The following is a 14098-nucleotide window of genomic DNA, read 5'->3' as shown; positions in this document are numbered from 1 at the left end:
AGTTCGCGAGATCGTTTTCCCGTCGCGCCGCTCAGATCGGTTGGGTACGCAGTTCGAGCCACGCCTTCGCGTCGCCCGTCACATGCGGCGCGATGCGCGCGCGCACCGTCTCGTGATACGTGTTGAGCCACGCGCGCTCGTCGTCGCGCAACAGCGACAGCTCGATGCAGCGCGTGTCGATCGGGCAGAGCGTGAGCGTTTCGAACTTGAGGAAATCGCCGAATTCGGTTTTTTCGGCGGCCACGTTCAGCACGAGGTTTTCGATCCGCACGCCCCACTTGCCCGGCCGGTACAGACCCGGTTCGTTCGACGTGATCATGCCCTCCTCCATCGCGGTCCACGGTTCGGCCGGCGCGTAGTGCGAGATCACCTGCGGGCCTTCGTGCACGTTCAGGAAATAGCCGACGCCGTGGCCGGTGCCGTGGCCGTAGTCGGCGCCTGCCTGCCAGATCGGCGCGCGCGCGATCGCGTCGAGCATCGGCGAACGGATGCCGCGCGGGAATTGCGCGCGCGACAGCGCGATCATGCCCTTCAGCACCACGGTGAAATCGCGCCGCTGCTCCGCGCTCGGCGTGCCGACGGGGACGACCCGCGTGATATCGGTCGTGCCGCTCAGGTACTGGCCGCCGGAGTCGATCAGCAGCAGGCCGTTGCCCTCGATCACCGAATGCGACTCTTCCGTCGCGCGGTAATGCGGCATCGCGCCGTTCGCGTTGAAGCCGGCGATCGTCGCGAAGCTCAGCGACACAAAGCCGGGCCGGCGCGCGCGGGCAGCCGTCAGACGTTCGTCGATGGTGAGTTCCGTGATGCGCTCGCGGCCCAGCGCGCTCTCGAACCACGCGAAGAATTCGGCCAGCGCCGCGCCGTCCTGCTCCATCGTCGCGCGCACGTGGGCGGCGTCGGCGGCGGTCTTGCGCGATTTCAGGAAAGTCGACGGATTGACCGCCTCGACAACCTTGACCGTCGACGGCACCGCCTGCAGCGAGCCGTAGGTGATGCGGCGCGGGTCGATCAGCAGCGTGCTGTCGGCCGGCAGCGCGGCGAGCGCGGCGGCGGCTTGCGCATACGGCTCGACGCGGATGCCGTCGCGCGCGAGCACGTCGGCCAGCGCCGGCGACACCTTGCCGTCGGCGATAAACAGCGACACGCGGTCCGCGCCGATCAGCGCATGCGCGACGAATACCGGGTTGTAGCTGACGTCGGCGCCGCGCAGGTTCAGCAGCCACGCGAGATCGTCGAGCGTCGAGATGAAGTGCCACTGCGCGCCCTTGTCGGCCATCGCGCGGCGCACCTGCGCGAGCTTCTCCGCACGCGCGACGCCCGCTTGTGGCACCGCGTGCTCGAACACCGCGTCGGCGGGCAGCGTCGGGCGTTGCGCCCAGATCGCGTCGAACAGATCGACGTCGGTGCGCAGCAGCACGCCGCGCGCGCCGAGCGTCGAACTCAGGGCCCGCGCCGCCGCGACGCCAAGCACCGCGCCGTCGACGCCGACCGTGCCGCCGCGCGCGACGTTCTGCGCGAGCCAGTCGAAATGCGGCGTGGTCAGCTGGCCGCCGGTCATCTTCATCAGCTCGACGCCGGTGCCGGCCAGTTGCGCGCTCGCCTGCTCCCAATAGCGGCTGTCGGTCCAGACGCCGGCGAAGTCGGCGGTCACGACCAGCGTGCCGGCCGAGCCGGTGAAACCCGACAGCCACTGGCGACCCTGCCAGCGTCCGGGCAGATACTCCGACAGATGCGGATCGGCGGACGGCACGAGGTAAGCGGCGATGCCTTCGCGCGCCATCGCGGCACGCAGGCTCGCGAGACGCTCGGGAATGGAGGAGGTTTCGGGAAGTCGGGCGTTCATGGAGTTACCTGCAAAGAATTCATCGATGACTTGAGCGACGGGAAAGGAGGCCGACCGTCACGGCGACGGCAATCAGCGCGACGGCGGTGCACACCGGCCATTCGAGCAGATCGCCGTCATGAAAGAGACCGGTGATGTTGCCGGCCATGCGCGCGACGCTCGCGCCGAGCACCCCGGCAAGCAGCGCAACCCACCAGCGGGCGCGGCTCGCGCGCCGCAACGGATGCAGCCACCAGCCCGCGAGACCGATCGTCACACCGAGTACGAGAATGCCTGGCCAACCCATCAGAAAGGGGCCTCAGAACACAGCAAAAAATTCAACAAAACCAAATTCGGATTCGTCTCATAGGCGAAAGAAGCCGGCAGGGCTAGCATTTTTGCCTCATTAACTATAGAAGTTCAGCACGGCGCTTTCCGCATAGCGGTTGAGTTTAGGGGTCGGGAGTGTGCTTAGGCAAGCTGTAAGGCTTACGAAAAAGCCGGGCTCCCGCTCGTTGCCAGGCTGACGCCCGCCATGCGCATCGCCCTTATCGAGCCAGACGTGCAGCACGCCAAACTGGTCGACCGGCTCATTTTTGCCGGCGGCCATGTCTGCCAGCACTTCACCACGAGTGCTACGTTCCTCCAGCACGCCACGGACGAATTCTTCGACCTGTTGATCACCGAAAGCTGGGCCGGTGACCATTGCGCCGAAGATGTGATCCCGCGCGCACGCTCCATTTTGCCGGGCCTGCCCGTCATGATGCTGATTGCGACACCACGCGAAAGCCAGATCGTCGCCGCGCTGCATGCCGGCGCCGACGACTGCCTGAGCAAGCCGGTGCGCGGCCCCGAAATGCTCGCGCGGGTCGAGGCGCTGCAGCGCCGCGCGGGCCTGCGGCGACCAGCCAATCGGCGCCGCGACGTGATCGGCGGTTATACGTTCGACGCCGCGAGCTTCGCCGTGTCCTTCCGCGACCTCACCGTGATCCTGACGCCGAAGGAGTTCCGCCTCGCGCTGCTGCTGTTCAACAACCTCGCCCGGCCGGTGTCGCGTGCGCACATTCTCGAAACCGTGTGGGCGCGCCGCCGCGACGTGAAGTCGCGCACCATCGACACCCATGCGTCGCGGGTACGCAGCAAGCTGCAACTGCGTCCGGAGCTTGGCTACGCGCTGACGCCGGTCTATGGTTACGGTTACCAGCTCGACGCGATTCCGTCGGAAAGCCTGACCGGCACAAGCTGACGCATGCCCGGTATGTGGCCTGCAGGATGTGAAAATCGTGAAAACGCTATAATATCGGCCTGAACGATAGCACCCCACCATGCAGCTTCTAACGATCGGAATCAACCACCACACTGCGCCTGTCGCCTTGCGCGAACGCGTGGCGTTTCCGCTCGAACAGATCAAGCCTGCGCTGGACACGTTCAAAGGCATCTGGCTGGGCCGCATGGCGCCCAACGCGCCCGAAGCGGCCATTCTGTCCACCTGCAACCGCACCGAACTCTACTGCGCGACCGACGACCTCGCGGCGCGCGAAGCCGCGATCCAGTGGCTGTCGAAGTACCACAATCTCCCGATCGACGAACTCGCACCGCACGTCTACGCGTTGCCGCAGTCCGAAGCGGTGCGCCATGCGTTCCGCGTCGCGTCGGGTCTCGATTCGATGGTGCTCGGCGAAACGCAGATCGTCGGACAGATGAAGGATGCGGTACGCACCGCGTCCGAAGCCGGCGCGCTCGGCACCTATCTGAACCAGCTGTTCCAGCGCACCTTCGCCGTCGCGAAGGAAGTGCGCAGCACCACCGAGATCGGCGCGCAGTCGGTGTCGATGGCCGCTGCGGCGGTGCGCCTCGCGCAGCGCATTTTCGACAAGATCGCGAACCAGCGCGTGCTGTTCATCGGCGCGGGCGAAATGATCGAGTTGTGCGCGACGCACTTTGCCGCGCAGCATCCGCGTGAGCTGGTCGTCGCCAATCGCACCGCCGAACGCGGGCAACGGCTCGCCGAGCGCTTCAACGGCCGCGCGATTCCGCTGTCCGAACTGCCGGCGCGCATGCACGAATTCGACATCATCGTGTCGTGCACCGCGTCCACGCTGCCGATCATCGGTCTGGGCGCGGTCGAGCGCGCGGTGAAGGCACGCCGTCACCGGCCGATCTTCATGGTCGACCTGGCCGTGCCGCGCGACATCGAACCCGAAGCCGGCCAGCTCGAAGACGTGTTCCTGTACACCGTCGACGACCTCGGCGCGATCGTCCGCGAAGGCAATGCGTCGCGCCAGGCCGCGGTCGCGCAGGCCGAATCGATCATCGAAACGCGCGTGCAGAACTTCATGCAGTGGCTCGACGCCCGCAGCATCGTGCCGGTGATCCGTCACATGCACACGCAGGCCGACGCGCTGCGCCGCGCGGAAGTCGAACGCGCGCAGAAAATGCTCGCGCGCGGCGACGATCCGGCCGCCGTGCTCGAAGCGCTGTCGCAATCGCTGACCAACAAGCTGATCCACGGTCCCACGCACGCGCTCAACCGCGCGGACAGCGACAACCGCGACAAGCTGATCGAGCTGATGAGCGGTTTCTACAAACACTCCGGTTCTTCGGAGCGTTAGCGGCGCCTTCCTCGCCGCAGCGTGCGCGCCGCTGTTACGCGGCTCGCAACGTGCTTTCAGTTGGGCCCCTGCCCGTTCCCCTGGCCGCATCCTTTCCGGAGTCCGCTCCGCTACCGCCCGATGAAAACGAGCATGCAACGCAAGCTCGACCAGCTGACCACCCGGCTGGCCGAACTGAACGACCTGTTGAGCCGCGAGGACATCACCGCCAATCTCGACCAGTACCGCAAGCTCACGCGCGAACACGCGGAGCTCGGCCCGGTGGTCGAGCAGTACGGGCTCTGGCGTCAGGCGCAGAACGACGCGGACACCGCGCAGGAGCTGCTCGCCGACGCGTCGATGCGCGATTTCGCCGAAGAGGAAATTCGCTCGGCGCGCGATCGCATGGAAACGCTCGGCGTCGAGCTGCAAAAAATGCTGCTGCCGAAAGACCCGAACGACGAGCGCAACATCTTCCTCGAAATTCGCGCGGGCACCGGCGGCGATGAATCCGCGCTGTTCGCGGGCGATCTGCTGCGCATGTATCTGCGCTATGCGGAGCGCAACCGCTGGCAGGTCGAGATGATGTCGGCAAGCGAATCGGACCTCGGCGGCTATCGCGAAGTGATCGTGCGGATCGCCGGCGATGCCGCGTACTCGAAGCTCAAGTTCGAATCGGGCGGGCATCGCGTGCAGCGCGTGCCGGCCACCGAAACGCAGGGCCGCATCCACACGTCGGCCTGCACGGTCGCGGTCATGCCGGAAGCGGACGAGATCGGCGAAGTCGAGATCAATCCAGCCGATCTGCGCATCGACACATTCCGCGCGTCGGGCGCGGGCGGCCAGCACATCAACAAGACCGACTCGGCGGTGCGCGTCACGCACTTGCCGACGGGGATCGTCGTCGAATGTCAGGACGACCGCTCGCAGCACAAGAACAAGGATCGCGCGCTGAAGGTGCTGGCCGCGCGCATCAAGGACAAACAGACTCACGAGCAGCAGACGAAGGAAGCGGCGACGCGCAAGAACCTGATCGGCTCGGGCGACCGCTCGGAGCGGATTCGCACGTACAACTTCCCGCAGGGGCGCCTCACCGATCACCGCATCAACCTGACGCTGTATCGACTCGACGCGATCATGGACGGCGATCTCGAAGAACTGATCGCGGCGCTCGTCAGCGAGCATCAGGCCGAGCTGCTGGCCTCGCTCGGCGACGCGGACTGACGCGCCGGATGCCTCGATGACGACCCGCGCCTCCACGCCTGCCCCCGTCACGGCCGACGCGCTGCTGCGCGCGTCGCCGCTGCCGCCGCTCGAAGCGCGGATTCTGCTCACGCATGTGCTCGGCTGGCGACGCACGCAGTTGATCACGCGCGGCGACGAGCCGCTGGAATGCGCTAGCGTCGAGCGTTATCGGGCGCTCGAAGCGCGTCGCGCCGCCGGTGAGCCGGTCGCGCAACTGGTCGGCGCGCGGGAGTTTTTCGGGCTCGAATTCGAGGTGACGCCGCATGTGCTGATTCCGCGTCCCGAAACCGAATTGCTGGTCGAGACCGCGCTGGCGGCGCTCGAACATCGCCCGCGTCCGCGCGTGCTCGATCTCGGCACCGGCACTGGCGCAATCGCCGTGGCGCTCGCATCGACGCGGCCCGACGCGCAGGTGTGGGCGCTCGACCGCTCGGCCGACGCGCTCGCGGTCGCCACCCGCAACGGCGCGCGTCTGCTCGACGCCCAACGCCCGGGCGGCGCCATCACGTTCCTGCACAGCGACTGGTACGACGCGCTCGACACCGCGCCGCGCTTCGATGCGATCGTCAGCAACCCGCCGTATATCGCGAGCGGCGATCCGCACCTGCTCGAAGGCGATCTGCGCTTCGAGCCGCGCGGCGCGCTCACCGACGAAGCGGACGGCTTGAGCGCGATCCGCGCGATCGTCGCCGGCGCGCCCGCGCGGCTCGCGGCCGGCGGCGTCTTGTGGATCGAGCATGGTTACGATCAGGCCGAGGCCGTGCGCGCGTTGCTGGGCGCGGGCGGCTTTGCGCAGGTTCGTTCGGAGCGCGACCTCGCCGGCATCGAGCGGATCAGCGGCGGTGTGCTGAGAGAGGATGCGGCCTGAGCGCGACCGTCGCGTTGCCCGGCTGCCTCGTCCGGTAGCTTCGCGAACAAATCCAGCGCCCCGCGACAAGCCCTACAGAAACCCCGCCGCGCGAAGCGGCATCGGCCGTTTGTAGCGAAATCCGCTATCATTTCAGCCTATTCCCTACATATATCGGAACCGCAAGGTCAGTCATGGATACGCAAGAACGCATCAAGCAAATCGTCGACGGCAACAACGTCGTTCTCTTCATGAAGGGCACGGCCCAGTTCCCGATGTGCGGCTTTTCCGGCCGCGCCATCCAGATCCTGAAAGCGTGCGGCGTCGGCGAAATCAAGACCGTCAACGTGCTCGAAGACGACGAAATCCGTCAGGGCATCAAGACGTTCTCGAACTGGCCGACCATTCCGCAGCTGTACGTGAAGGGCGAATTCATCGGCGGCTCGGACATCATGATGGAGATGTACGAATCCGGCGAACTGCAGCAGCTGTTCGCCGCGGCCTGAGCGCCCGGCTTCGCTCCGTTCGCTTCATCAGGCGCCGCCAGCCATGCTGCACACCCGCGCTGCGGCGCCCCGCCGGCTGATCATCGCGATCACCGGCGCCACCGGCGCCATCTACGGCGTCCGGCTGCTCGAAACGCTGCGCCGGCTTGGCGGCGTCGAGAGCCATCTGCTGGTATCCGGCGCAGGCTGGCTCAACATCCAGCACGAACTCCAGTTGAGCAAGGAAGACGTGCATTCGCTCGCGGATGTGGTCCATTCGGTGCGCGATGTCGGCGCGAGCATCGCGTCCGGCTCGTTCGCGACCGACGGCATGGTCGTCGCCCCGTGCTCGATGAAAACGCTGGCGAGCGTCGCGCACGGTTTCGCCGACAACCTCATCACCCGCGCCGCCGACGTCACGCTGAAGGAACGCCGTCGTCTGGTGCTGCTGGTGCGCGAAACGCCGTTCAACCTCGCGCATCTGCGCAATATGACGGCCGTCACCGAAATGGGCGGCGTGATTTTCCCGCCTCTGCCCGCGTTTTATAACCAGCCGGCGTCGATCGACGAAATGGTCGATCACACGGTCGCGCGCGTGCTCGACCTGTTTGCGCTCGGGCCGGCGCTGTCGCCCGCCTGGCAAGGTCTGCGCAGCGCACAAGATTGACAACACCGGCGACACAATCAATTCCGTAGCCGCGCGTTTATGAAATACCCGTGCGGACCTATATTGGTAGCAACCTAATCTCGATGCCGCGTCCGTCCGGCCGCGTTGCTGCCATGAATCGCCTACCTTCCCTGTTCCTGTCTCACGGTGCGCCGACGCTGCCGATCGATCCGTCGATGCCGTCCGCCGAATTCGGCTCGCTTTCCACCCAGCTGCCGCGTCCCGAAGCCATCCTGATGCTGTCGGCGCACTGGTGCACCGCGCAGCCGCTCGCGAGCGTTGCCACGGCGCCCGAGACCATCCACGATTTCTACGGCTTTCCGCGCCAGCTCTACGAGATCCAGTATCCGGCGCCCGGCGCGCCCGATGTCGCGCGTCGCGCCGCCGCGTTGCTCGGCGCGAACGGCATCGCCACGGACGTGGAGCCGCACGGGCTCGACCATGGCGCGTGGGTGCCGATGCTGCTGATGTTCCCGCACGCCGACGTGCCGATCGCGCAACTGTCGATCCAGCCGTATGAAGACGCCGCGCATCACTTCCGCGTCGGCCGGGCGCTGCGCGCGCTGAAAGACGAAGGCGTGATGGTGATCGGCTCGGGCCAGATCACGCACAATCTGCGCGCCGCCGATTTCTCCGCGCGTCCGGAAGACGCCGATCCGCGCGTGAGCGAATTCACCGACTGGTTCGAGCAAAAGCTCGCCGCGCGCGACATCGACGCGCTGCTCGACTATCGCCGTCAGGCGCCGCACGGGGTCCTGATGCATCCGACCGACGAGCATCTGCTGCCCGTCTTCGCCGCGCTCGGCGCCGCGGACGACGACTACTCGCTCGCGATCCAGTCGCTCGGCACCTATCAGCGCTCGCTCGCGATGACGAACTACGTGTTCGGCACCGCCTGATCGAAGCCGGCCGGCGCAAGACAAGCCAAACGCCCCAACGCCCAACAAAAAAGCCCGCCTGATCGCTCAGGCGGGCTTTTTATTTGCCGGACCCTCTACCGCAGGTCCGTCAGAACGACACGACGCTCAGTGCGCGCCGATGCCTTCGAGCACTTCGTCATGCTCTTCACGCTCGTTCAGGTACTCCGAGCGGTAGCCGCTGTTCACGCCCCAGTAGTAGAACACCAGCGAGAAGGCGATCACGACCAGCATGTCCCAGCCGTACGGCAGGATACCGAAGCCGCCGAATTCCTTGCTGCCGATCAGCGACAGCACGGCCATCACCGGCAGATACGCGACCAGCCACCAGGCGGCCTTCAGATCGCGGCCCCAACCCTCGAAACCCGACTTCGCCTGGAAGTAAAAGTACACCGGCAACGCGACGACCATCAGCAGAATGATTTCGCCGGTCAGCGGCCACTTCGCCCAGTACAGGATCAGCGACGCGCAGACGAACGCGAACGGCGCGATCACCTTCATGCCGGCGATCTTCAGCGGGCGTTCGAGATCGGTTGCCGCGCGGCGCAGCGCCATCAGGCTGATCGGGCCGGTCAGGTACGAAATCACCGTCGCGACCGAAATCACCGCCGCGAGCGAGCTCCAGCCGCGGAAGAAGAACAGGAAGATGAACGACACGAACAGGTTGAACCACATCGCCGGACGCGGCACGCCGTAGAACGGATGCACCTGACCGAAGATCTTCGGCATCGTGTTGTTGCGCTCCATCGCGTAGATCATTCGCGTCGTGGTCGCCATATAGGTCGTACCGGTGCCGCTCGGGCTCACGAATGCATCGACGTACAGCAGGACCGCGAGCCAGTTCAGGTTCAGCGCGATCGCCAGTTCCGCGAACGGCGAAGCGAAATTGAAGTGGCGCCAGCCCTTCGCGACGTCGGCCGGGTTCACCGAGCCGATGTAGGCGATCTGCAGCAGCACGTAGATCACCAGCGCGAGCAGGATCGAGCCGATCACCGCGAACGGCACGCTCTTCGCCGGATTGCGTGCTTCACCGGCGAGGTTGATCGGGCTCTGGAAGCCGTTGAACGCGAACACGATGCCGCTCGTCGCCACCGCCGTCAGCACCGCCGACCAGCCATACGGCGCGAACGTGGTGGTCTCGCCGAAGTTCTCGGTGTGAACGCCGGTCGCCATCAGGCCGATGATCGTCGCGCCCGGGATCAGGAACTTGAAGATCGTGATCGCCGAGTTGGCGCGCGCGAACAACTTCACGCCCCAATAGTTGAGCAGGAAGTAAATGACCACGAGCACGGCGGACAGCAATAGCCCGTTCGTGGTTAATGACTCGTTGACAAAGAGCGCACGCGCCCAGTCATAGGGCCATGTACTCATATATTGAATGGATGCTTCGGCCTCGATTGGAATCACCGATACGATCGCGATCCAGTTGGCCCACGCGCTGATAAAACCGACCAGCGCGCCATGCGAGTAGCGCGCGTAGCGCACCATCCCGCCAGATTCCGGAAACATCGCACCGAGCTCCGCGTAGGTCAGCGCAATCGCCAGAATCACGACCGCGCCGATGATCCATGCGCAAATAGCGGCGGGACCGGCAATCTTGGCGGCCTTCCACGCGCCGAACAGCCAGCCCGATCCGATGATCGAGCCCAGACCGGTCAGCATCAGCGCGAATGGCCCGATGTTCCGTTGTATAGAACTTTTCACGTCTTCTCCTAAATCAGAACCATGTCGGCACCGCGTGACATCGCTTGTGGCGGTGGAGACGGGTGGCGCGCATGAAAGCGCGTCGAACGATGCAGAAATAGGTGCAACCGACGCGCGGCGCGTAGTTTAACGGTTGCACCGTGTTACTGCAGCGAAACTGCGGCTCAACTAAGGGTTCTCCCTAGCAAAAAAGTAGTGAGGTCCGCAAGCTTTGTAAGAAACATTCACATCCATCTGGCAAAGTTTCGAGCAGACGGTTGACGTTCGGCCCGATTCGCCGTATAACGTTCGGGCAGGATTTCAAGTGGCGAGTGAAGTGGTTCTTTCGTAGGTCGCCCATCAACGGTACTCCGGTTGGTCCCATTACCCCTTCCTTGATTTTCATGCACCCCGGGCTTCGGCCTTATTTACCATTTTTAGGAACAAGTAATATGGAAACCGGTACCGTCAAGTGGTTCAATGACGCAAAGGGCTTTGGCTTCATCACTCCGGACGGCGGCGGCGAAGATCTGTTCGCGCATTTCTCGGAAATCCGCACGGAAGGCTTCAAGACGCTGCAAGAAAACCAGAAGGTCACGTTCGAAGTGAAGACGGGCCCGAAGGGCAAGCAAGCAGCTAACATCAAGCCGGTGTAAGCGCAGCGCTCCTTCGGGACGCCACAAAAAACCCCGCTTCGGCGGGGTTTTTTATTATCCGTTGTATTTGAGAATCCGCCGATTAACTTTGTCCGGCTTCGCAATACGCGGCGGATTATCGACGGATTATTTTTGATTAACCGAACAGACGTCGGGCATGGATGCCGAGGCCCGTCGCGACGCTGGCAAGACGGTCGCCGAATACCGCTTTCGCGTCCGGAAACGCCGCAGCCAGCGCGCCCGACAGAAACGCGAGGCCGGTCGAGCCGCCGGTGAAATAGATCGCGTCGACATCGCGTGGCGCGACACCCGCTGCCTGCACCGTGTCGCGCGCGGCCTGTACGATACGACGCGTTTCGTCTTCGCCCGCGCCGATCAGTTGCGCTTCGTCAAACGCAAGTCGCAAATCTTCTTCGACTTCGTCGAGATCGATCACCGTCTCGCCGCCTGCCGCCACGCCGATCTTCGCCTCTTCCGCATGCGCGGCGAGCGCGTGGCCGAGACGCTGCTCGACGACGCGCATCAGCCGGTCGTGATGCCGGGTCTCGGAAAAAAGGTGCCGCATCAGGCCCAGTTCGCTGACCCGCTTGGGCGTATAGACGGTATTGATCAGGTGCCAGGTCGCGAGGTCGAAATAGATCCGGTTCGGAATTTCGCGTCCTTGCGGGTCGAGCGTCTGGTAGCCCAGTTCGCGCAGGATCGTCACCAGTTCGACACGGCGGTCGAAATCCGTGCCGGCGACGTGCACGCCATGGTGCGCGAGCACATCGTCCTTGCGCTCGACGCGCTGCATCCGTTCCGGCCCCACACGCACCAGAGAAAAGTCCGACGTACCGCCGCCGATGTCGGCAACCAGCACCAGTCCTTCCTGAGTCAGATGCGATTCGTAGTCGAACGCGGCCGCGATCGGTTCATACTGAAAGTGGATCTCGCGCAGCCCGACGGTGCGCGCGGCGGCTTCGAGCTGCTGCTGTGCCATCTGGTCGGCGCGCGGATCGTCGTCGACGAAAAACACCGGGCGGCCCAGCACCGCGCGGTCGATCGCACCGCCCGCGCTGGTTTCGGCGCAGCGCTTCAGATGATTCAAAAAGGTCGCGATCACGTCGGTGTATTTGATCGCGCTGCCGTCGCCGAGGTCGGTCGTGTTCTCGGCGAGAGGCGAGCCGAGGATGCTTTTCATCGAGCGCATCAACCGGCCGTCGAAGCCGTCGATATAGGCCGCGAGCGCCGCGCGCCCGAATTCGGTGGTGTCTTCGTCGGTATTGAAGAACACGGCGGTGGGCAGCGTCGTGTACGCGCCCTCGACCGGCGCCAGCCTCAGTTGTGCACCGTCCGGAATCGCGACAGCCGAGTTGGAAGTGCCGAAATCAATCGCGCAATAGTTCATGGCAGGAATCGCCGCTCACGGCTGGCGCGGACAGAAAGGGGAGCGGCTTTGTATCACGAAAACTCCGACGGTATCAACTGAGGCGGCCAGGACCGCGGCGGTATCGTTTGAAATCTGGCCGGCGGAACGGCGATTGCTTGCCCGCACATTCCCGCCCGAATACGCCGCCAGCGTTTGCCAACAAGGAGACTTTGCGCAATGAGCGTGCCGCCGACCGCCGCCATGAACGATACGACCCGCAACCCGACCGCCACGCTCATCGAAACCGATCTGCCGTCGCGGCTCGACCGTCTGCCGTGGGGACGCTTTCACACGCTGATCGTCGTCGCGCTCGGCGTGACATGGCTGCTCGACGGGCTCGAGGTGACGCTGGCCGGCGCGGTCGCGAGCGCGCTGAAAACGAGCCCGGCGCTGCGCTTCTCGAATGCCGACGTCGGCCTCGCCGGCAGCGCGTACATCGCCGGCGCGGTGCTCGGCGCGCTTGGCTTCGGCTGGCTGACCGACCGGCTCGGCCGCCGCAAGCTCTTTTTCATCACGCTGGCGCTGTATCTGGCCGCGACCGCGGCGACCGCGCTGTCGTGGAATCTCGCCAGCTTCATGCTGTTCCGCTTTCTGACCGGCGCGGGCATCGGCGGCGAATACACGGCGATCAATTCGACGATCCAGGAATTCACGCCGGCGCGCGTGCGCGGCTGGACCGATCTCGGCATTAACGGCACCTTCTGGGTCGGCGCGGGACTCGGCGCGGCCGGCTCGCTGGTGCTGCTCGATCCGAACCTGCTGCCCGCCGACTGGGGCTGGCGCGCGTGCTTTTTCATCGGCGCGGTGCTCGCGCTGGCGATCCTGCCGATGCGCATCTGGGTCCCCGAAAGCCCGCGCTGGCTGCTCACGCATGGCGACGAACGCGACGCGCGCGCAATCGTCGAGGGCATCGAGACGCGTTTTCGCGCCGACGGCCACAGGCTCGCCGACGACGCCCTCACCCGCCTGTGTCTGCGCGCGCGTCAGCACACGCCGTTGCGCGAGGTGTTTCACACGCTTTTCAACGTGCACCGACGCCGCGCGCTGGTCGGTCTCACGCTGATGACCGCGCAGGCGTTCTTCTACAACGCGATCTTCTTCACTTATGCGCTGGTGCTGACCGACTTCTATCACGTGCCGGGCGACGACATCGGCTGGTATCTGCTGCCGTTCGCGCTCGGCAATTTCCTCGGGCCGCTGGTGCTCGGCCGGCTGTTCGACGTGATCGGGCGGCGCAAGATGATCGCTACGACCTACGCGATGTCGGCGCTCCTGCTGACGGTGTCCGGCTATCTGTTCGAGCAGCAGTTGCTCACCGTCGTCACGCAGACGATCGCGTGGATGGTGATTTTCTTCTTCGCGTCGGCAGCCGCGAGTTCCGCGTACCTGACGGTCAGCGAATCGTTCCCGCTCGAAATCCGCGCGCTCGCGATCGCCGTGTTCTACGCGTTCGGCACCGCGCTCGGCGGCATCATCGGGCCGGCGTTTTTTGGCCGGCTGATCGATACGCAGCAGCGCAGCGAAGTGTTTTCGGGTTATCTGGTAGGGTCCGCGCTGATGCTGGCGGCTGCTGTCGTCGCGGCGATCTGGGGTGTCGACGCGGAGCGCAAATCGCTCGAACACGTGGCGGCGCCGCTATCGAGCGTGGTCGACGATGTGGACGATGCGGCCACCAGATAAAAAACGCGCGGACCGGGCCGCGCGTTCATCGGCGTTTGAGGCCCTGCTTTGGCGGCCGGCTCGCCGTTCGCAAAGTCACGCGGCCCGTGCCGCG

13 protein-coding genes are annotated in these 14098 nt (G+C 65.1%); 9 read left to right on the top strand and 4 right to left on the bottom strand.

Features of this window, described 5'->3' with window-relative positions:
• Nucleotides 1-31: 31 nt before the first annotated feature.
• Entirely contained in the window at nt 32-1846 is a 1815-nt protein-coding gene (locus HHL14_RS23820; RefSeq protein WP_169500037.1) for an aminopeptidase P family protein, read from the bottom strand.
• Between the two features lie 19 nt (nt 1847-1865).
• The gene (locus tag HHL14_RS23815) at nt 1866-2132 is read right to left on the bottom strand and encodes a hypothetical protein (RefSeq protein ID WP_169500036.1); all 267 of its coding nucleotides are present in this window, start codon (nt 2130-2132) and stop codon (nt 1866-1868) included.
• Nucleotides 2133-2360: 228 nt separating this feature from the next.
• Between HHL14_RS23815 and HHL14_RS23810 the strand changes: the two genes are divergently transcribed.
• The 7 genes from HHL14_RS23810 to HHL14_RS23780 all read left to right on the top strand — a co-directional run bounded on the left by HHL14_RS23810 (nt 2361) and on the right by HHL14_RS23780 (nt 8559).
• Nucleotides 2361-3071 carry a response regulator transcription factor gene (locus HHL14_RS23810; protein WP_169500035.1) on the top strand — a complete coding sequence of 237 codons (711 nt, stop codon included), beginning with the start codon at nt 2361-2363 and terminating at the stop codon, nt 3069-3071.
• 79 nt (nt 3072-3150) lie between these two features.
• Nucleotides 3151-4437, top strand: coding sequence for a glutamyl-tRNA reductase (gene hemA / locus HHL14_RS23805; protein WP_169500034.1), 1287 nt, complete (start codon nt 3151-3153; stop codon nt 4435-4437).
• 120 nt (nt 4438-4557) lie between these two features.
• On the top strand, nt 4558-5640 hold the full coding sequence (gene prfA / locus HHL14_RS23800; RefSeq protein ID WP_169500033.1) for a peptide chain release factor 1: 1083 nt from the start codon (nt 4558-4560) through the stop codon (nt 5638-5640).
• A gap of 16 nt (nt 5641-5656) precedes the next feature.
• Nucleotides 5657-6529, top strand: coding sequence for a peptide chain release factor N(5)-glutamine methyltransferase (prmC, locus tag HHL14_RS23795; protein WP_169500032.1), 873 nt, complete (start codon nt 5657-5659; stop codon nt 6527-6529).
• A 173-nt stretch (nt 6530-6702) separates the two neighbouring features.
• A complete protein-coding gene (gene grxD / locus HHL14_RS23790; protein ID WP_169500031.1) occupies nt 6703-7014 on the top strand; it encodes a Grx4 family monothiol glutaredoxin in 312 nt (103 codons plus the stop codon).
• A gap of 46 nt (nt 7015-7060) precedes the next feature.
• Nucleotides 7061-7660: a UbiX family flavin prenyltransferase gene (locus tag HHL14_RS23785; protein ID WP_329601723.1), complete on the top strand. Its 600-nt coding sequence runs from the start codon at nt 7061-7063 to the stop codon at nt 7658-7660.
• 113 nt (nt 7661-7773) lie between these two features.
• The gene (locus HHL14_RS23780; protein ID WP_169500029.1) at nt 7774-8559 is read left to right on the top strand and encodes a DODA-type extradiol aromatic ring-opening family dioxygenase; all 786 of its coding nucleotides are present in this window, start codon (nt 7774-7776) and stop codon (nt 8557-8559) included.
• A 126-nt stretch (nt 8560-8685) separates the two neighbouring features.
• On the opposite strand, the gene HHL14_RS23775 is transcribed toward HHL14_RS23780, so the two are convergent.
• Nucleotides 8686-10281 (bottom strand): APC family permease, encoded by a 1596-nt coding sequence (locus tag HHL14_RS23775; RefSeq protein WP_169500028.1) that lies wholly within the window; start codon nt 10279-10281, stop codon nt 8686-8688.
• Nucleotides 10282-10712: 431 nt separating this feature from the next.
• Here HHL14_RS23775 and HHL14_RS23770 point away from each other — a divergent pair, with 431 nt between their 5' ends.
• Entirely contained in the window at nt 10713-10916 is a 204-nt protein-coding gene (locus HHL14_RS23770; RefSeq protein WP_007180251.1) for a cold-shock protein, read from the top strand.
• A gap of 136 nt (nt 10917-11052) precedes the next feature.
• Here the strand turns inward: HHL14_RS23770 and HHL14_RS23765 are convergent, their stop codons facing one another.
• A complete protein-coding gene (locus HHL14_RS23765) occupies nt 11053-12303 on the bottom strand; it encodes an Hsp70 family protein (RefSeq protein ID WP_169500027.1) in 1251 nt (416 codons plus the stop codon).
• A 198-nt stretch (nt 12304-12501) separates the two neighbouring features.
• On the opposite strand from HHL14_RS23765, the gene HHL14_RS23760 reads away from it, so the two are divergent.
• Nucleotides 12502-14004, top strand: a complete 1503-nt coding sequence (locus HHL14_RS23760) for an MFS transporter (RefSeq protein ID WP_169500026.1) — start codon at nt 12502-12504, stop codon at nt 14002-14004.
• Nucleotides 14005-14098: the final 94 nt, after the last annotated feature.

Source organism: Paraburkholderia antibiotica, from assembly GCF_012927125.1.
In the GTDB taxonomy this organism is placed as follows: Bacteria; Pseudomonadota; Gammaproteobacteria; order Burkholderiales; family Burkholderiaceae; genus Paraburkholderia; species Paraburkholderia antibiotica.
The sequence above is the reverse complement of the archived record's forward strand: the minus strand, read 5'-3'. Positions and strand labels throughout refer to the sequence as shown.